Source organism: Paenibacillus sp. IHBB 3054, from assembly GCF_051594305.1.
Lineage (GTDB): Bacteria > Bacillota > Bacilli > Paenibacillales > Paenibacillaceae > Paenibacillus_AQ.
The window spans coordinates 84,628-104,495 of sequence record NZ_JBOFBG010000024.1; the positions used below are offsets into that span (position 1 = coordinate 84,628).

11 protein-coding genes and 1 pseudogene are annotated in these 19,868 nt (G+C 46.3%); 3 read left to right on the forward strand and 9 right to left on the reverse strand.

Translation table 11 applies throughout. The annotated features are described in order from the left end of the window. Positions 1-363 precede the first annotated feature (363 nt). The 7 genes and pseudogenes from ACQ76X_RS23040 to ACQ76X_RS23070 all read right to left on the reverse strand — a co-directional run bounded on the left by ACQ76X_RS23040 (position 364) and on the right by ACQ76X_RS23070 (position 9,060). On the reverse strand, positions 364-2,730 hold the full coding sequence (locus ACQ76X_RS23040; RefSeq protein ID WP_438496092.1) for an ABC transporter permease: 2,367 nt from the start codon (positions 2,728-2,730) through the stop codon (positions 364-366). 2 nt (positions 2,731-2,732) lie between these two features. Further along, on the reverse strand, positions 2,733-3,491 hold the full coding sequence (locus ACQ76X_RS23045; RefSeq protein WP_038592197.1) for an ABC transporter ATP-binding protein: 759 nt from the start codon (positions 3,489-3,491) through the stop codon (positions 2,733-2,735). A 133-nt stretch (positions 3,492-3,624) separates the two neighbouring features. Then, positions 3,625-4,890: a HAMP domain-containing sensor histidine kinase gene (locus ACQ76X_RS23050; RefSeq protein ID WP_438496093.1), complete on the reverse strand. Its 1,266-nt coding sequence runs from the start codon at positions 4,888-4,890 to the stop codon at positions 3,625-3,627. Between the two features lie 9 nt (positions 4,891-4,899). Further along, positions 4,900-5,574, reverse strand: a complete 675-nt coding sequence (locus ACQ76X_RS23055) for a response regulator transcription factor (protein WP_438496094.1) — start codon at positions 5,572-5,574, stop codon at positions 4,900-4,902. Between the two features lie 509 nt (positions 5,575-6,083). After that, positions 6,084-6,959 (reverse strand): annotated as a pseudogene (locus ACQ76X_RS23060) (DMT family transporter). Positions 6,960-7,208: 249 nt separating this feature from the next. Further along, positions 7,209-8,330 carry a sensor histidine kinase gene (locus ACQ76X_RS23065; protein ID WP_438496095.1) on the reverse strand — a complete coding sequence of 374 codons (1,122 nt, stop codon included), beginning with the start codon at positions 8,328-8,330 and terminating at the stop codon, positions 7,209-7,211. Position 8,331: 1 nt separating this feature from the next. Further along, positions 8,332-9,060 (reverse strand): response regulator transcription factor, encoded by a 729-nt coding sequence (locus ACQ76X_RS23070; RefSeq protein WP_438496102.1) that lies wholly within the window; start codon positions 9,058-9,060, stop codon positions 8,332-8,334. A 192-nt stretch (positions 9,061-9,252) separates the two neighbouring features. Here ACQ76X_RS23070 and ACQ76X_RS23075 point away from each other — a divergent pair, with 192 nt between their 5' ends. From ACQ76X_RS23075 to ACQ76X_RS23085, 3 genes are read left to right on the forward strand one after another with little or no spacing between them, the layout of a single operon-like run. Further along, a complete protein-coding gene (locus ACQ76X_RS23075; RefSeq protein ID WP_438496096.1) occupies positions 9,253-10,128 on the forward strand; it encodes an ABC transporter ATP-binding protein in 876 nt (291 codons plus the stop codon). Next, the gene (locus ACQ76X_RS23080) at positions 10,125-11,693 is read left to right on the forward strand and encodes a hypothetical protein (protein ID WP_438496097.1); all 1,569 of its coding nucleotides are present in this window, start codon (positions 10,125-10,127) and stop codon (positions 11,691-11,693) included. Before ACQ76X_RS23075 ends, ACQ76X_RS23080 begins: the two co-directional genes overlap by 4 nt. Beyond that, positions 11,690-12,301, forward strand: coding sequence for a DUF4097 family beta strand repeat-containing protein (locus ACQ76X_RS23085; protein ID WP_438496098.1), 612 nt, complete (start codon positions 11,690-11,692; stop codon positions 12,299-12,301). Before ACQ76X_RS23080 ends, ACQ76X_RS23085 begins: the two co-directional genes overlap by 4 nt. 85 nt (positions 12,302-12,386) lie before the next feature. Here the strand turns inward: ACQ76X_RS23085 and ACQ76X_RS23090 are convergent, their stop codons facing one another. Together ACQ76X_RS23090 and ACQ76X_RS23095 are read right to left on the reverse strand one after the other, a co-directional pair. Further along, positions 12,387-18,095 (reverse strand): HAMP domain-containing protein, encoded by a 5,709-nt coding sequence (locus ACQ76X_RS23090; protein ID WP_438496099.1) that lies wholly within the window; start codon positions 18,093-18,095, stop codon positions 12,387-12,389. 4 nt (positions 18,096-18,099) lie between these two features. Continuing rightward, entirely contained in the window at positions 18,100-19,743 is a 1,644-nt protein-coding gene (locus ACQ76X_RS23095) for a response regulator (RefSeq protein ID WP_438496100.1), read from the reverse strand. Positions 19,744-19,868: the final 125 nt, after the last annotated feature.

Genomic DNA, 19,868 nt, shown 5'->3' on the forward strand with positions numbered 1-19,868 from the left:
AGTCATCAACATGCTCAAGGGTGACAATTGCGGTCATAATTTTTGTCAGTGAAGCAGGATAAACCTTGGCTTCCGCACTGTCTTCGTAAATGGCTTGATGTTCCTCCTATTTCTTCTTGGTACAAAGTATAGACTGAACAACTTAAAAATCTAGGTGTGTAGATCTTAAATATTTCTTAAATAAATGGTTTGTGCTTTGCGCCTTAATCGATCCTTGATTGCTTTTTTGGTCTGCCAATTCGTATTTAAAACCTGCAAAGATATTTTCACAATAGTATCGCACCGAGCGCTATATATAAAATATTACAAATAAATTAAAGCTAAAAAAGGGACGTGATTATCCACGTCCCCACCCTATCGAATTTACTCACTTACTAAAGCATATGCGGATATTTTACGGATGCGATATGTGATCAGCATCGAAGTAAAGTAAGAAACAATGACAAGTGCCACACCAAACAAAGTAATCCACGATGTCATGATAATAAAATTCGCCTTCATAATCCCCGTAGCACTCATAGCCACTGACATAAATGGATTGGTTAGGGTAATTCCAGCTGCGCTTCCGAGCAATACGCCTATCATGATAGGCAGCAGAAATCCAAGCGAGAGCTGATTCATTAGCTGGAAGGTTGTAAAACCAATTGCTTTTTGTACACCCAGTTCACGTTTCTTACGAATAACCGATGAATTAATTACAAAATACAGAACCAGAATCACGACAACTAAGGTTATAACCATCATGCCAATCCCAAGCTTCGAGACGATTGATAAGTAGGTGCCCATACCCTGTTCCAGGGTTTTATCCATGTCTACTGTTGCCGAGATTGAATCTCCATAGTCGCTTTTAAGCTTGTTTAAAACTACATCAGATTTACTATTTTTGTTCAAATAGATTTGCAGACTCTGCTGTTTAAAGTCCGGGTTAAGCTTAAGGAAGCCGTCCCGTCGTATCGACGCATTCATTCCGCCCATATTTGAACCTTGAGATAAGCCAGTGATCAGATACTCAGCCTGCTTAGCGCCGACTTTTATCGTGACACGGTCTCCGACCTTTTTATCCAGCTTGTCGGCTAAGATACCGGCAAGCACAACTTCGTTGCTATGCAGCGGATATCTGCCCTTATAGACGATATCTGTTTCTTTTGCAGAATAATCCTCCATCACATAAGCAGTTACATCATAGCTCTCTATCTTAATCTTAGCCTCATCAAGATACAGCACTTTTCTTACATTCTTCAAGTTTTTAATGTTTTCAACAAGCTTTGGTTGATCCTTATCCGAATTCAAAACAGCCATCACATTTGAAAGTTCGACTCCGGGAGTCTCTGCAAATGCCTTTGTATCAATAACGGTGTTATAAAACATCACAAGGCCAAAGGTACTGGCAAAAGATACAGCGGCAAGGATCACTGCCATCATGAAGGTGTGCTTCCTGCTTTGCAGCATGGATTTGAACCCGAGAACGACCGGCAGACTGCCTATTGACTTATGAAGCGGTAAATGGTTTTTTCTGAAGTTATGGGTTGTGATTCCGCCTCTTAAGGCTACAATCGGATTAAGCTTACGAATTCGTCCCGAGGAAATGAAGGAAACAATGATAACAATGAATAAAATTGTACATAGAATAACACTGCTGATTGCTCCATCAAAGCCTTGCACCCACATGAGCCCGGATTGATGTGCAAAAATATCAGAAAGTACTGGCGTTGTTAAATAGGATAACGATATGCCTGCTATACTGCCAACCAAGGCAATAAGCATGTACTGCATTACAATAGACCCTATAATTTGTCTGCTGGTATACCCGATCGCCTTTAAAGACCCGATTTTGGTCATGTCTTCTTCAATGCTGTTACCAATTCTAAACCGCACTACGATAAAGCATACAACTGCGATAATAATAGCGAAAGCCATGGACATTACCGATATTATATTTGCCATAGTAACACGGGTTGATTTCAACGTATCTAAATCCATGGTGGATAATGTATCCGTACTGGTTGCTGCAGCTAAAGTCGAACCAGCAAATTTTTGATTCTTTTGTATTAATTGTCCTATCCCTGTTTCAATTTCATTATTTATTTTATCAAGATCAGCAAAAACAAGTGTTGAACTATATTTGTTACCCAGCTTCTGAACAAGCTTTTCATAGGTTTCATGGGGAAGATAAGCCCCTAAACTTCCGGTATCAAAAGAACTGAAAAAGGCATCTTCTGTAAACCCTTTGATGGTAAAGGTAAAGACTGTACTTTCCAATGTGAGATCAATTTTGTCATTCAGCTTGTAACCACCGTCAATATTCAATACATACGGTACATAGATCGACATTGAATCAGGTGGTAAATGCTCTTCAACAAATTTCCATTTGGAGACTTCGCGTTTTTTATCCATATCATTGAGAATAAAACTGGTCTCACGTGTTTCACCATTATAGGGGATGGATGCCGAAGCCCATAACACATCCTCTTTGTGCATGTTTGATACATTTTTATTATTTCTGATGTATTCATCTACCTCTCCGGTATATAACTGATTTGGCAAGAGGTAGTACACATCGTTTGTCTTAAGCTCTTTGGTGACTTTTTCAAAATAACTGCCAAAATTCACAAACACTAGCGAGCCCGCATTTAGCAGCAATCCGGCAATGAGGAACAATAGCAACAGTGAAACCGTGTGTCCTTTGGTTTTTCGTATATTTGCAAAGCTGAGCATAGCTAATTTCCGCAACTTTACCACCCCATTTCAGTGAGGAAGGCCTGGAGCTTGCCGTGCCGCTCCCTGTCGCCGCTTACGTATTTGCCTAAGTTGCATATGCCATGAATAACACCGTCACGCATATATAAAATCCGGTTTCCTCTTCTTGCAGATTTCAGATCATGGGTAACCATGATGATGCTTTGCCCCTTGCTGTTAAGATCGGTCAACACATCAAGTACCACTTTACCTGCCGCGGAGTTAAGAGCGCCTGTGGGTTCGTCGGCAAAAACAACCTTTGGCTGGTTTATTAATGCACGCACAATTGCAGCACGCTGAGCTTCCCCACCGGACAATTGGGTAGGGAATTTCCGCCAAATCATTTCAGTTAATCCTACCTGCGCAAACAGATCTTTTGCTCGTGCAGCGATGGCTTTTCTGTCATTACTGACAAGCAGGCCTGCGGCAATAACATTATCCAATATACTCATATTATCGAGCAGGAACATTTGCTGAAATACAAATCCGCAATTTAATCTGCGAAAAACCGCCAGCTTATCATTGGACAGCTTTGCGATTTCCTGATCAAAGTATGTAACGGAGCCTAGCGTCGGCTTATCCATACCTGATAGGGCATACATGAGCGTAGATTTTCCCGCACCGGAAGAACCCATGATTACGGTGAAATCCCCGGATAATATCTCCAGATCAAGATTTTTAAGAATGTGCTGCTGCACGCCCCCAGTAGAAAACGATTTACTAAGCTTATCGGTTGTGATAATTACTTGACTCATTACGTGGCCCCCTATTAAAAAAGACTGTTAAAACTTACTGCCTGGAAAGCAGTTGAAGTTTTATTTACAGTCTTATCTTAGCTTATTAATTCTTAGCGGGTCTTTAGACAGTTCTTAACCAATTCTAAAATTTTCACGCGATATGTAACTTTAAGATCACCACAAAACCGCCATCTGTATTCCTGCAATTGATATCACCGGACATTTTGTCCATCAGATATTGGGAAATATACAATCCCAGTCCTGTTCCACTTTTGCCGGCTGAATTTTGGGCACGATAGAATTTATTGAATAGAAGTGGGATTTCCTCCGGAGAGACCCCGCGTCCATAGTCTTTGAATTCGATCTCCAGATATTGTCCTTTGATGTTTGCCAATACACCAATGGATGTACCCGCGTATTTATAAGAGTTGCTTATGATATTGTCAATTACCTGCAGAAGCCGAAGCATATCTACGAGCACAATGCATTCGGGGACAGGCGATATAGTAGCTCTATTATTATAGTCAACATTTTTGATTAAATCGCCCAGTAATACACTCGACTCTTCCGTTACTGTGACAGTTAGCTCCTGTAACTCTTCTAATGTTGCACTAAACATATTCGTGATCAATGTATTTATCTGGTCAGCTTTTGCATTAATCACTTCCAGCTGGCTTATGTCATCCTCAATAACAGAATTCAAAATCATAACTTCGGAGACAGCCTTAATGGAGGCAACAGGCGTTTTTATATCATGGCTAAGTGAGGCTACCAGCTCCTTTTTGCTCTGATTTGCCAGTCTTTCGTTCTCGCGCGCTTTCGCGAGTTCCTCTCTCATTAAGTCAAAGCTTTCTGCAAATGCACCGAACCCGTTGCCCTTTTCCATTTCGAGCGGCATATCCAGCTTGCCCTCTGCCACATGACGGGCAAATGCCTGCAGTTTACGAAAAGGGCGAAAAATAGATCTGTCGATATATACTGCATAGATTAAACAAAACAAAATGATAAAAATGATATTAACTCCGAAAAAAACAAGCAGCTTATCCCTGTGATGCTTCCATCGTTCACTTGTATTATTATAAAAAATTACTTTCCCCAATACCGTGTCATTGCGCGTAATATCCACAATCGTATCCCGATTATAGATAGCAGTGTCTATATTCTCACTTAATCCACGTCTTGTGGCCCCAACCAACTCCCCGTGGCTATCCAGTACAGTATATTCCAAGCTGTATTGATGACCTGGCAAGGCAGACTGATCCAGAGTGCCCCAATGTTCAACAATCGTTTGTGTAATATCATTTACAGCAACAACATCCGTTCCTGTTTCAGTTAAGCTTTGAAAAACAAAAAGAATTATACTAATGCCAAAGAATAGAATGGCTTCCGCCAAGAATGTTACCTTTTTGATGCTCATCTTCCACCCCTAATCGGTCTCAAATACATAACCGGTCCCCCAAATCGTCTTAATATAACGCGGCTCATTAGGGTTTTCTTCAATTTTTTCACGCAGTTTGCGGATATGGACATTTAAGGTTCCGTCACTAGTGATTGCGTCATTCCAGACGTTAGAGAACAACTCCTCTTTAGCGAGAGGGCGATTTTTGTTCTGGATTAAATAGGACAGCAGCTTATATTCCATAGCCTTCAATTTAATCTCGCAGCCATCATTCATCAGCTTTTCCGAGATCAGATCCATTGTAAAGCTGCCAAAGCTTAAAACATCAACATCGCCTCCATATCTTTTCAATACCGTTTTTACTTTAGCCAAAATAATACTGAGTGCATACGGCTTTTGGATATAGTCGTCTCCACCGATATTTAGTGCAAGCAGTACATCATCATCACTGGTCCGTGCACTTATAAACAATATAGGGATATTGGTGGTTATTCTCAGTTTTTTGCATATTTCAAATCCGGAGGATTGCTGCCCTAAATTAATATCCAGCAGGATCAAATCGGCCTTGTTTTGCGTGAAAAAATCAAAGCATGCCTGTTCATCTGCTACCCAATAGGTCTTCACGCCAAGCATATTAAAGTATTTACAGGTGCTTGTTGATAGCGCTTCTTCATCATCAACAATTAAACAGTCGTATTTCATGATCCATTTTCCTCCATAAATATAACTTGAATAACAGAAACTATTATACTGTTGAATGTAGCATCTTTCTATGAAAAAACCGAGCAATTTCAGGAATATCTCCTGAATTCACTCGGCGATGGGATAAGTATATTCAACTTCCACTAAATGATGAAGCAGGAATTAAAACTTGAGGGCATACCGGCAATTGTATGGGGAGAGATATCAACAGTGGCTGCAAGTACATATCAGCGAATAATCTTCTCACTTAGGACTATGAAGAAGAGCCCTGCATTTACTTATTTATAATAGGTATTTTTAGGAGAGCACAAATAAAAAAGTAGTACGCACTTTATTGATAGGTACTATCCAAAAGGATAGTCTGATGATCAGTATGACTGAATCAAAATTTAAATTACCGGTGTTAAAAGAAAATGCACCCCCTAGAATTTCATTGATAAACCAGGGGTTTATTCCAATGTCTATTCTCAAGGGTGCACTTCATACATTCGAATGGAGTTTCCTAAATACTATTTTTTCTCGTTGATAACGAATAGAACACCTGTGAGAATTAGGATAGAGCCGATCCAAAACGCTACACCTATGTTCTCTCCTAGAACAAGCCATCCAAGTAATGTTCCAACCAGGGGTTGAAAGAAGAAAAATATTCCTCCACTTGAGGCGTTAAGCATTTGTAATCCACGATTCCAAAGTAGAAATCCGCTTGCTGTTGAAACAATACCCAAATTTAACAGTCCTCCCCAAATAGTCGGGTGAGTCAGTTGGGAGATATTAATTTCGTGTAACCGTGGCAAAACGAAAGGAGTCAACACGATTAGGGCTACTAAGATGGAATAGGTGGTTACCACAATTTGTGAGTAATCACTTGGCAAACGTTTTACAAGTACAGACATGAGGGCCCATGTTAATGCGGCAATCAGCAGTGCAATACCTCCAAGTGTACTGGATAAATTCACATCACCAATTCCAACAATGAAAAGCACCCCAATTGTCGCTAATAAAACAGAGATTCCCTTTTTTAATATCAACTGTTCTTTAAGGATAAGGCGAGCAAAAATAACCATGAATGCTGGTGTTGAAGAAGTTATAATGGCGCCCATTTGTGCTGTGGATAACATGGTGCCAGTTTCCTGTGCAACAATCGAAATGGTATTACCAATAAGCCCAATAGCTACGATTAAGAAAAAATAACGTTTCTCAATTCGCCAGTTTTGTCTTGTGATGAAGCCGATAACGAGAAGTGCAACAATGGCTACTAAATATCTCATCTATACAAGTTCTAATGGAGGTATGACCGATACTACAATTTTAACAACAACGTACATACCGCCCCAGATAATGGAAGCTAAAGTTAAATATAAAGAACCTAATAAGGTGTTTTTCATCTATTATACCCTCCGTTTTTTAATTAGGTCGAAAATGCCCCTAACGGAGAGATGTAGTCACACTCACTCCACTAAGAGCAGAAGTGTGCTACTGGTACGTCGTTTTCAAATAATGGAGTCCAAAACATCATATCCCCCCCTAGTCCAATTTATCCGTTTGTCCGAAACCAGATAGTACTGTTCATGGAAGTTCCGGGTTTGATACAGCAATTTTTTTTTCATATCTTGCTCAAAATATCAACCTGATCTTCAAGCTCCAGTAGACTTTTCATGCACCCGGACAGGCAAACGGATATGAAATACGGTTCCTTTGCACAATTCGCTCTCTACAGTCAGGAAGCCCCCGTGTGCGAGGATCAGGTTTTTTACAATAGCCATGCCGAGTCCTGTTCCCAGCTTAGGGGAGCTGCCTTTTACTCCACGGTAATATTTTTGAAATAGATTGTTCAGCGTTTCTTCGTCCATACCAGTGCCATTGTCGGAAATCATGATATTCACACTTTCCTCCCCTTCCCGCCGCACAGTCACGTGAATGGCAGTTCCTTCCGGATTGTGAAGCACGGCATTCATCAGCACATTTTGCAGCGCCCGGTAGAGCACCTTCTCGTCAGCAACAAGCTCCAGCGATTCTATCTCTGCATCCAGGCTCAACAGGTAGGACACCGCTCTTGGATCGTTGCCGACATCGGCGATCAGCCGCTGCAGGAAGCCGATCAACTCCAGAGTGCCAAACTGCATGGGCAAGGAGGCATGATCCTCATTTATCTGAAAAGAGAGGTTGATGTCGCTGATCAATTCCTCCATATGCAGCCCTTTGGACTGGATTTCTTGCAGAAACGTTCGCTGTTCATCCGCGTTCCAGCTGTACTCTTCATTCAGCAGTAGAGCTGAGTATCCCGTGACATATGTTAACGGTGTTTTGAGATCATGCGAGATGCCGGCCACCCAATCTTTTTTGTTATCTTCAAGCTTACGGCGTTCGAGTTCGGACTGCTTCAGGCTGGCGGACAGCGACTCAATGTTCACAATCAATTCGCTGTACAGCCGGTAGCGGGATTTGAGCTTCCGGCTTCGTTTGAAGATGCCCTGTGCCGCAGGCGGAGGTTCGAAATTCCCGCCCGATAAGGAAGCAATCCAAGACATCATGAATCTTAACGGACTCCCGAAGTACCAGCCGAACAGTACGCTGCATCCGGTAATATTAAGTACAAATACCGCCAGAATGTACAGATCATAATACTCCTGCCCTTCCATAAGGCCCAGCAGCGGAAACAGCACATCCACGGTAATCATCATGGTAATGCCGAGTCCAAGCATCCAAGCGATTAATCCGATGGCAAAATGGACACTGAACCGTAATCCCGCTTTCATCTCAGGACCCTTTGACCGGTGGCACAAATTTATAACCGATCCCTCTCAGGTTAATGATCAGCTCAGGGGCTTTCGGATTGTCATCCAGCTTTTTTCGGATCTTGGAGATATGAATAGTGACTGTTTTCTCATCGCCATACCCGGGGCTGCCCCATACCAGTTCATAGATTTGAGATGTCGTATAGATCCGGTTCGGATTCCGGCAAAAGAAGCTGAGCAGCTCCAACTCTTTGGCTGTACATTCCACAGTCTGTCCATTCACGATCAATGCCGCGTCCGCAGGCCTCAGAATAAAATGCCCGTAATTGTATTCTTTGTCCCCGGCACCTTCCGAATTCCCGTAAGAAGAGCCTTGGGTGATGTTCTGTCTTCTGAACAAAGCTTTGATCCGGGCAACGACCTCAAGCGGATTAAAAGGCTTCGTAATGTAATCATCCCCGCCGATCCCTAGCCCGGTCAATTTATCGAAATCACTTGCGCAGGAGGTGATAAAAATAATCGGCGTATCCGTATACTTGCGGATCTCACGGCACAGCTCAAAGCCATTCACATCCCCCAGCATTACATCCAGCAGAATCAGGTTATAGGTATGATTTTTCACGAAAAACAATGCTTGTTCCCCAGTTGAGCAGCTTGTGATGTTGTGGTAGCGCTCTTTCTTCAACGTAATCTCCAGCAAAGTCAAAATCCCCAGCTCATCATCGACCAGCAAAATTTTCTCTGCGTTCATGTTGTCATTCAACAATGGTATTTCCTCCCTGAGTGCATAAGTTCTCTCTCAGTTTATCATTCCTTTTGGAATTTCTCTTGCCTGCTGTTTCCTTTTAACCGCGATTTTACTTTGTTTTTACTTTTGTGGGCTAATCTTATATTACGCCGCCAAGGAATGGTACGGCAATTGGATTGTGACGGAGGAATAGAAATGGAACTACTGATTGAACAGGTATCGAAAAGTTACGGCGCAAAGCAGGCCCTCAGCGGTATTAGCTTGAAGCTCAAACAGGGTGTGACCGGACTGCTCGGCCCAAATGGTGCCGGTAAATCCACATTAATGCGGATGCTCGCGACTATTGAGAAACCGGGTCAAGGGAGAATCAAATGGAACGGTGTGGATATTGCCAGGCAGCCGCAGGTTTTACGGAAGGAGCTGGGATATTTGCCGCAGGATTTCGGCGTGTATCCAAATCTGACCCCGCTTGAATTTCTGGAATACATAGCGGCAATGAAAGGCCTGTCCGCCAAGTCCGCCCGGTCCCGAATCAATGAGCTGCTGGAAATATTAAATCTCTCAAACGACCGGAAGCGGCTGCTCGGCGGATTCTCGGGCGGCATGAGACAGCGGGTGGGCATTGCCCAATCTCTGCTTAATGATCCGTCGCTGCTCATTGTCGACGAACCTACGGTCGGGCTGGACCCCGGAGAAAGAATCGGTTTCCGGAATTTATTGTCCAGCTTGTCAGGAGACAGAATCATTATTTTATCAACGCATATCGTGACCGACATCGAGTCCATTGCTCCCTCCATCGCCCTGATGGCGAAGGGACGGCTTGTCAAGCATGCGGCACCGGAGAACTTGATTCAAAGTGTGGAGCAGAAGGTCTGGAACTGCATCCTTCCTGCCTCCTCCCTGCCGGACATGCAGGCCAAATACACGATAAGCAGCGCCATTCAGCGCAGCGACGGCATCCATACCCGGATCGTTTCCGATCTGCGTCCCAGCGCAAATGCCACCCTGCTGCCCGCTTCACTGGAGGATGCGTACCTGTATACAGTGTCCTCGTTAGGAGTTCAGCCATGATCCAAAGCAATTTGAAAAGTCAGATGCGCAGCTATTCCTTCCTGCTCGTCATAGGAATCAGCGTGTTTGCCGGCTATGCCTGCGTACCGGATGCGGCTGCCGGGTATGAAATCTTTTATATCGGCGGAGTCAGAGGGATCTATAACTCGGCCTGGCTGGGCGGGCTTGCGGCGATGCTGTCCACAATGCTGCTTTGGCTATTCGGTTTTTTCATGCTTCGAAGCCAAATATCGGGAGATGTGCGCCTGAAGCTCGAGCCGTTAATTGCCTCCACCCCTGTCCGGAAAATCAGGTATATCGCCAGTAAGGCGGCGGCGAATTTTGTGGTACTGCTGGTAATTGGAGCTGTCTTGGTAGTGGCCTTTATGGCCATGCAGCTGCTGCGGGGAGAAGATTCCCAGCTCCGGCTGATGGATTATATAGCTCCCTTTTTTTATGTAACCTTCCCTTCCCTGTTTCTGCTCTCTTCTTTAACCGTCCTGTTTGATGTGTTTCCTGGTTTGAAGGGAGTTATGGGAAATGTACTGTTCTTCTGCCTGTGGATCGCTGTCGGTGTGGTGGCCATTGCCGCGCCAAGCGATTGGGGGGATTTGTTCGGCATCAACGGTATTCTGAAAACGATGGCTCATAGTGCAGCGGAGCATTATCCTACCCTCTCCAGTCTTGAGGAGAGCGGAAGCTTTGGATATTATCCGACACACGGCCCAATCTCCACGTTTGTGTGGGAGGGCGCAGCATGGGATCATTCGCTTGTCCTAATCCGGCTAGTCTGGATAGCCGCGGGTATAGCGGGTGTCGTCCTGTCTGCCCTGCTGTTTCGGCGTTTTGAAAACTCGGAAAGCTCATCCAAAGTTCATCCTTTACTTGCTTCGAGCAAGGAAAAAACTACATCTTTGCCGCTTGCGGGCATAGAACACAGTGTCTCGCTGAAGCTGTCTCCAGCAGTAAAAGTGAAGAGTGCAAGGTTACCCGGGCGGGTGAAAGCCGAGCTGAAGCTTATGCTGAAAGGCATGTCCCTGTGGTGGACGCTGCCCGCTATAGCGCTCATTTCGGGGCCTATGCTGATTACGTCAAACTCCATAAACACATGGCTGCCCTTTATTATGATATGGCCCCTTGCTTTATGGTCGCAGTTGGGCACGCGGGATAAACATAATTTCACCACTGAACTTATCTTGTCCAGCAGTTCGCCGCTGGCGAAGTGGTTGACAGAATGGCTCTCCGGCGTCTTCATCACCTTGCTGTTTTCTACGGGTGCAATCCTTCGCTTCATCGTGGAGGGTCAGATATCTTCCTTGTTGGCTTGGGGAACGGGTATCGTCTTCATTCCGACTTTGGCGCTAGCACTGGGCACATTAGGCGGCTCAAAAAAGCTGTTTGAGGTCATTTATTTACTCTGGTGGTATGTGGGACCACTCAATCATGTTCCCTCGCTAGACTTTTTGGAGATATCTGAAAGAAACCCTGCGCTTTATCTTATGTTGACTGTTCTTTTATTCATTGCAGGCATAACCACCCGGCTCTTGCAGACCGGTAATTTATCAATAAGAAGGAGATCCATATGACAAAATATAAAGGCAAGAAATGGTTTGTCCTCATCGAGGCAGCGTTCGTTATCCTCGTACTTGCAGGCTGCGGGGACAAAGCCGTGGAGAAAACAGCTTCTTTCGAGGGATCCAAGGTGCAGCAGATTAAAGTGGAAACTGAAGGACAATCCATTAAGGTGAGCCGTTCTAAAGATTCGGAAGTGAAGCTCCGTATGAAAACGAGCGGTGAGTTACCGGCGCTGGAGGCGGGTGTGCTTACCGTCAAAGCTAAACCGGCATCCGGATTCATCCATTTAAAGAATGCGACCGTATACCTGGAGCTGCCGGAACAAAGCTTTGAATCCATCCGTCTGACCACAGCTTCCGGCAATATTACCTTTGAAGGCCAGGGACAGACAATCTTGCTGAACGCCGATTCAGGCAATATCACCGTCAACGGCTTCACGGGGGAGATTGATGCATCTACCCAATCTGGCAAGATCAACTTAGACGTCGAGGCATCCACAGAGATTCAGACGGACGGCGGCGGCCAAAGCCTGAATGGCACGGTAGGCACGGCTAATACGGAGGCTTCCACGATGAGTGTGCATTCAGCTTCAGGTAATATAAATCTGTTTGGAAATTAGTTATATAGTGTTCTTGGGAATCATTTAGATAACAGTCTAAAAGCCCCCGTCTTTAGGACGAGGGCTTTCTTATCGAACGTATGTGTTATTGGTCTAACCATGTGCGCATCATAGATAACAACTGCGCGCTGTTGACCGGTTTGGTGATGTAATCCGAGCAGCCGGCTTCGAGGCACAGCTCCCTGTCTCCCTTCATGGCTTTCGCCGTGAGTGCAAGAATGGGCAGGTTCTTGAATTTCTCTTTCTGCCGGATAGCGCGGGTTGTTTCGTAACCGTCCATTCCCGGCATCATGATATCCATCAGCACGATTTCGATGTCCGGACTCTGTTCCAGAAGGTTAATGGCATCCTGGCCGTTCTCCGCAGGAATGACTTTCATTTGATGGCGTTCCAAAATTGACGTGAGTGCAAAAATGTTACGGATATCATCATCCACAACAAGCACTTTCTTATACTCGATCATTTCATCCGAATTATGCAGTTTAACCAGCTTTTCCTTTGAACTAGGCGGAAGGTTCTCCGCCCTGCTGTGCAGGAAGAGAGTTGTTTCATCGATCAATTGGAGATTCGATTTCACCTCTTTGAGAACCACCATTTTGACCAACTCATCCCACTCGTTCTCCTCCGCCGGCGTCAACTTCTTGCTCAGGCGGGCTACGACGGGAACTCTTTTGTTTTTGGCATTTTTATACATATCCCGGACGAACCGGATGAGATTCATATCCGGTAAACTGTTGTCCAGTACGACACAATCAAAATCTTTTGTGTTGATCTGGTTCAACGCTTTGCGCCCCGTGTCCACTGCCGTGATCTTGAGATCCTGATTGCTTAGCAGGTCGACAATTTGCTTCCGCTCTTGCTCATCATGGACGATCACCAACAGGTTTTGAGCCTTCTTGTCCGCAAACTGGTTCAAACGATCCAAAGCACTCTCCAGCTCTTCATTGGTCACCGGTTTCCGGAAGTAATTGTGAGCCCCCTTCTGCAGCAGAAGCACCTCGTCCTCGTCAACGGTCATGACGCAAATCGGAATATGCCGCACATGGATATCGTTCTTCAGCTGATCGAGCACCAGCCAACCGTTTGTATCCCCACCAAGATGCAGATCCAACGTTATGGCGATCGGATTGTACCTTTGAACGAGTTCCAGAACATCCCAGCCGCTGGCGGTAATGACAGCTTTGATTCCTTTTTTATGGAGGAGATCGAGAATAATTTCATTGAACTTCTGATCATCCTCCACAATCAGGAATACACGGTCACCCGACTCAATGTTATCTCGGTCGTCAATCAAAGTGTCTTCCGCCGCTCTGCCTAGGTTGCTTCTGCGTTTGGGCGGAGTGATATCAATCACCTCTGGTACATGTATCCTCTTGATCTCCGGTTCCGTGAATTCCGCTTCAGATGGCAGGTACAAATTAAATACGCTTCCCTTGGTCACTTCACTGTACAGAGTGATTTCTCCACCCAGCATCTCGGCAATTTCCCGGGATATTGCAAGTCCCAAGCCCGTTCCGCCATATTCCCGGTTCGTACTGCCGTCCGCCTGCTGGAAGGCTTCGAAAATGATCTGCTGTTTCTCATGAGGGATGCCGATCCCCGTATCGCTGACGGAGAAGCAAATGACCGTTTTGGCACGATTCAGCGATTCATTTTCTTGATGCCAGCCCTCACTCGCTTTCCGGATCTGAAGCATAATGTGCCCTTGTTCTGTGAACTTAAAGGCGTTCGAAAGCAAGTTTTTCAAAATTTGCTGAAGCCGCTTGAAGTCCGTCACTATGCTTGCTGGTACGCCGGGATCAATTTTGATTCGGTAGTCCAGTCTCTTAGCGTCCACCATGTGGCGGAAAGTACGGTCGAGCCCGCCTGTCAGTTCGGTCAAAGACACATCGCTGTAATCCGGCGTGATCGTGCCCGATTCAATTTTGGACAGATCGAGAATATCGTTAATAAGATTAAGTAATTCGAGTCCGGAATCCTGAATAGTTTTCGCGAACTTCACCTGAATCTCGTGAAGATTGTCTTCCGGGTTCTCAGCAAGCTGTTCTGCCAAGAGCAGCAAAGAGTTCAGAGGGGTACGGAGCTCGTGCGACATGTTGGCTAGAAATTTGGATTTGTACTTTGACGTGAGGGCAAGCTGTTCCGCTTTCTCTTCCAGATATCGTTTGGCGACCTCTACCTCATGATTTTTGCTTTCCACTTCTGCCTTTTGCAGCACAAGCAACTTTGCTTTATCCTCAAGTTCGTCGTTCGTATTCCGCAGCTCCATCTGCTGCTTTTGGAGCTCTTCGGTAAGGGACTGTGATTGGATCAGCAGCTCCTCCGTACGTTGGTTCGCCTGCATCGTGTTAATCACGATTCCGATGGATTCCGTAAGCTGATCCAAGAAGGCGATGTCGATATCACTATAAGGGCGGAAAGAAGCGAGTTCAAGAATCGCCAGTACCTGATCTTCAAATATGATTGGCAGCAATATGATGTTGAGAGGTGCAGCTTCGCCAAGAGCAGAGGATATCACGACATAGTCACCTGGCACGTTAGTGAGCAGGATCCGCTGTTTCTCGATCAGGCACTGGCCGACCAAGCCTTGCCCGGCTCTGAATTCGTTCGCCAAATGTTTGCGGCTTTGGTAAGCGTAGCTGGCAAACAGCTTCAGCACCGGTTCGCCGTTAAACGGTTCATTGATGTAGAAGACACCATGCTGCATGGACACGAGCGGAGCAAGCTCGGACAGGATCATACGGCTGACCGCATACAAATCTCTTTGTCCTTGAAGCAGCCGTGAGAATTTGGCGAGGTTGGTTTTGAGCCAGTCCTGCTCTGTATTGATCCGAGTCGTTTCCTTCAGGTTCCGAATCATTTCGTTAATGTTGTCTTTCAGCGTTGTGACTTCTCCGGATGCGGATACGTCGATGGCACGTGACAGATCACCGTTCGTCACCGCTGTGGCGACATTGGTGATCGCGCGCACCTGAGTAGTCAGCGTACTCGCCATGTAGTTAACATTGTCGGTGAGATCGCGCCAAGTACCGGCTGCGCCAGGCACGTTCGCTTGTCCACCCAGTTTCCCTTCAGCACCTACCTCCCGCGCCACGGTAGTCACCTGGTCGGCGAAGGTGGCCAGCGTCTCGATCATATTGTTGATGGTATCCGTGAGTTCGGCAATTTCGCCTTTGGCTTCAACAGTCAGTTTCTGCTTTAGGTTGCCGTTTGCAACTGCGGTCACGACCTTGGCAATCCCGCGCACCTGATCCGTCAGATTGGTCGCCATGATGTTAACGTTGTCGGTGAGGTCTTTCCAGATCCCGCCTACGCCGCGTACTTGGGCTTGTCCGCCCAGCTTGCCGTCCGTACCGACCTCCCGCGCCACCCGCGTAACCTCGGATGCGAACGAATTTAGTTGATCCACCATCGTGTTTATCGTGTTCTTCAGTTCCAATAGTTCACCTTTGACATCTACGGTGATTTTCTTGGACAGGTCCCCATTCGCAACTGCCGTCGTAACGCCGGCAATGTTGCGCATCTGAATGGTCAAGTTACTGGCCATGTAGTTAACCGTATCAGTCAAATCTTTCCATGTACCGGAAACATCCTTAACTTCCGCTTGCGCGCCGAGTTTTCCATCTGTGCCAACCTCGCGCGCTACGCGTGTAACCTCGGAGGCGAAGGTCGAGAGCTGGTCCACCATTGTGTTAATCGTATTTTTGAGTTCAAGGATTTCGCCTTTGACGTCGACGGTGATTTTCTTGGACAGGTCACCCTTTGCTACCGCCGTCGTAACGTCCGCGATGTTCCGCACCTGGTCCGTCAGATTCCGGGCCATGTTATTAACGCTTTCGGTCAAATCCTTCCAGGTCCCTCCGACCCCTTTAACCTGCGCTTGTCCGCCCAGTTTCCCGTCCGTACCTACCTCACGCGCCACCCGCGTAACCTCGGAGGAGAACATCGAGAGTTGGTCCACCATCGTATTGATGGTATTTTTGAGCTCGAGGATTTCACCTTGGACATCCGCCGTGATTTTCTTAGACAGGTCTCCGTTTGCGACGGCCGTCGTCACGACGGCGATGTTGCGCACTTGGTTGGTCAAGTTCGAAGCCATATAGTTTACACTCTCGGTCAAATCTCGCCATGTCCCTGCAACGCCTTTAACTTGGGCTTGTCCTCCCAGCATGCCCTCGGTACCAACCTCGCGCGCCACACGGGTAACCTCGGAAGCGAAGGTGGAAAGCTGCTCCACCATCGTGTTAATTGTGTTCTTAAGCTCAAGGATTTCACCTTTCGCATTAACCGTGATCTGCTTGGATAGATCCCCTTTCGCAACCGCAGTCGTCACTTCAGCAATATTGCGCACCTGATCAGTCAGCGTACCAGCCATAAAGTTAACGCTGTCAGTTAAATCCTTCCAAGTGCCGGATACTCCTTTAACGTCCGCTTGCCCGCCGAGGATTCCTTCTGTTGAAACCTCCCGCGCCACACGGGTAACCTCTGAGGCAAAGTTGCTGAGCTGGTCCACCATGATGTTGATTGTGCTTTTCAATTCGAGAATTTCGCCTTTCGCATCAACGGTAATTGTCTTCGACAAATCGCCCTTGGCAACGGCGGTGGTCACTTCCGCAATGTTACGCACCTGGTTGGTTAAGTTAGACGCCATGTAGTTAACGCTTTCCGTTAAATCCCTCCATGTGCCGGATACGCCTTTAACATCCGCCTGCCCGCCGAGTATCCCTTCCGTACCGACCTCGCGAGCCATCCGGGTAACCTCGGAAGCAAAGGTGGACAATTGATCCACCATCGTGTTGATGGTGTTCTTAAGCTCTAGGATTTCGCCTTGCACATCAGCAGTAATCTTCTTCGAAAGGTCGCCATTTGCGACCGCAGTCGTAACAACTGCGATGTTGCGCACTTGGTTAGTCAGATTGGACGCCATGTAGTTAACGCTTTCCGTTAAATCTCTCCAAGTGCCGGATACGCCTTTAACGTCCGCCTGCCCGCCGAGTTTGCCCTCTGTGCCAACCTCCCGCGCCACACGAGTAACCTCGGAGGAGAACATGGACAACTGGTCCACCATTGTGTTAATCGTATTCTTGAGTTCGAGAATCTCTCCGCGCGCATTAACCGTGATTTGCTTCGACAGATCACCGTTGGCGACGGCAGTGGTTACCGCCGCGATATTACGCACTTGATCCGTGAGGTTTGTCGCCATATAATTCACGCTGTCCGTAAGATCTTTCCAGGTGCCCGACACCCCTTTGACGTCTGCCTGGCCGCCCAAGATTCCTTCCGTACCAACCTCACGCGCAACACGAGTAACCTCGGAGGCAAAGGTGCTGAGCTGATTCACCATCATGTTAATGTTGCTTGCCGTTCTCTGGAATTCACCCGTAAGTGCTCGTCCTTCGATTTCAAGTTCCACCTTCTGGGACAGATCGCCTTTGGCTACGGCGTTAATCACCCGGACCATTTCGCTCGTCGGTTGAATCAAATCGATGACCAGACCATTTAGCGAATCGGTAATCGTTTCCCATGATCCACCCAGATTCTTCTGCACAAACCTTCTCGAAAGATTCCCTTCTTTTCCGACAACCTTGGCTACTGTCTGGACTTCAGACACCAGAGCTTCCTGAATATCCATGATCTCGTTAAACGTATCCGCTACCTTTCCAGCCATACCCGTACGGTCATAGGGCATCCTGTAGGAGAAGTTGCCTTTCTTCATCGCCATTAAGGCGTTGAGCAGTTCGCCGACGCCAATTTGATCGTCGTTCGTTTCGTTGATTTGGTCTTGCTTGCTCATATACTCAACACTGCCCCTTTTTCATCACATATTTTTGAATGACCTGTTTTATATCTTCTGATCGAACAGGCTTGGCGATAAAATCGTCCATGCCCGAGGACAAACACCGCTGCATCGTTTCCTTAGAAACGTTAGCCGTCATGGCAATGATCACAGTTTGCTTGTCTATAACTTTCGTTTTGATTTCTTGTACAGTCTCCCAGCCCTCTTTGAAGGGAATTCGGAGATCGAGGAAAAGCAGATCGTAAGGCGTTTGTTCCAAAGCTGCCAGTACCTCTGTGCAGTTCTCCGCCAAATCAGCAAAGAAGCCGAGTGCTTCCAGCATTTGTTTCATTAGCCTCCGGCTTACGTTGTCGTCTTCTCCAACCAAGACACGAATCGGAGCTGGCGTATGGCTGTGGGTTGTAGTATCCGTTTGCAGCGGCTTCCGATCTGACTTGTCCGAAGGCTGATCTGGGCTCATGAGCGTCTTGACTGCAATTGTAAAAATGAATGTTGCGCCGGGTTCATTCGACGGTTCTACCCGGATCGTGCCGCCCATTAATTCAACCAAGGATTTGCTGATCGATAATCCGAGCCCCGTGCCTCCGAACTTACGTGTAGTTGAGGCATCCAACTGGGAGAATGGCTGAAACAGTTCGTTTATCTTATCCGAAGGGATTCCGATCCCGGTATCTTTAATCATAAACTCAAGCATAAGCGAATTCTCCGTCTCCGCGAGCTTGTTTACCATTATGTATACACTGCCTTCATGCGTAAACTTTACGGCATTACCGACCAGATTATTTAACACCTGACGGAGGCGATTCATGTCCCCTTTTATACATGGCGGCAGCGAAGGATCAACCAGCACCACCACTTCCAGATTTCGTTCCCTGATTTTGGCTGTAAACAAATCAATCGTTTCAATCAGGCAGTGCTGAAGGGAGAACGTTTCCTCCTCCAATTCCATTTTTCCGGATTCAATTTTGGAAAAGTCGAGGACATGGTTGATGACAGAAAGCAGTGCATTACTGCTTGTATGGATGATCCCAGCCATCTCTGAATATTCTTCCGGCAAATCGGAGGCAAGAAGCAGATCAGACATACCTATGATCCCATTCAGTGGAGTCCGGATTTCATGGCTCATCATGGCCAGAAACTCTGATTTCACACGAGAAGCGATCTCCGCCGTTTCCTTGGCTTGGACCAGCTCCTGATTGGTTTTCTCTAACTGCCTCGTTTGTTTCCTCAACATTTCGCTTTGGAACTGAAGGGTTTTGTTAGCTTCATACATACTGACGTAACCCTCGATTTTGGATTTAAAAATTTGCGGAACGAAGGGTTTCGTCATGTAATCCATAGCGCCAACGGAATAACCTGCGAAGATATGTTCCAATTTATTGCTGATGGCTGTCATAAAGATGATGGGGACGAATTTGGTTTTCTCCCGGGTCCGGATGATGCTGGCCGTCTCTAACCCGTCCATTTCCGGCATTTGCACATCCATGACAATGACGGCAAACTCCTCTTCCAATAAACAACGCAAAGCCTCAATTCCGGAATATGCCCGAACCAGACGATAAGGTTCTCCGCTGAGAACGGCCTCAATGGCAACCAAGTTTTCCGGGTGATCGTCTACGAGCAGGATGTTGACTGCAGAATCCATGACGCCTCTCACTTCCCAACTTGTGGCTTGTTTGCGGTTATATTTCGAAAATATAGCTTATATACCCATATCTTTAAAGAATGAAACTCTTACTCGGGTATCATCGTTAGTTCTTACTGCACGTT

What these genes read in the sequence shown, in the direction of transcription:
- ACQ76X_RS23045 (WP_038592197.1), bottom strand. Translation starts at nt 3,491, where the DNA reads ATGAGTCAAGTAATTATCACAACCGATAAGCTTAGTAAATCGTTTTCT.
- ACQ76X_RS23050 (WP_438496093.1), bottom strand. Translation starts at nt 4,890, where the DNA reads ATGAGCATCAAAAAGGTAACATTCTTGGCGGAAGCCATTCTATTCTTT.
- ACQ76X_RS23055 (WP_438496094.1), bottom strand. Translation starts at nt 5,574, where the DNA reads ATGAAATACGACTGTTTAATTGTTGATGATGAAGAAGCGCTATCAACA.
- ACQ76X_RS23065 (WP_438496095.1), bottom strand. Translation starts at nt 8,330, where the DNA reads ATGAAAGCGGGATTACGGTTCAGTGTCCATTTTGCCATCGGATTAATC.
- ACQ76X_RS23070 (WP_438496102.1), bottom strand. Translation starts at nt 9,060, where the DNA reads ATGAACGCAGAGAAAATTTTGCTGGTCGATGATGAGCTGGGGATTTTG.
- ACQ76X_RS23075 (WP_438496096.1), top strand. Translation starts at nt 9,253, where the DNA reads ATGGAACTACTGATTGAACAGGTATCGAAAAGTTACGGCGCAAAGCAG.
- ACQ76X_RS23080 (WP_438496097.1), top strand. Translation starts at nt 10,125, where the DNA reads ATGATCCAAAGCAATTTGAAAAGTCAGATGCGCAGCTATTCCTTCCTG.
- ACQ76X_RS23085 (WP_438496098.1), top strand. Translation starts at nt 11,690, where the DNA reads ATGACAAAATATAAAGGCAAGAAATGGTTTGTCCTCATCGAGGCAGCG.
- ACQ76X_RS23090 (WP_438496099.1), bottom strand. Translation starts at nt 18,095, where the DNA reads ATGAGCAAGCAAGACCAAATCAACGAAACGAACGACGATCAAATTGGC.
- ACQ76X_RS23095 (WP_438496100.1), bottom strand. Translation starts at nt 19,743, where the DNA reads ATGGATTCTGCAGTCAACATCCTGCTCGTAGACGATCACCCGGAAAAC.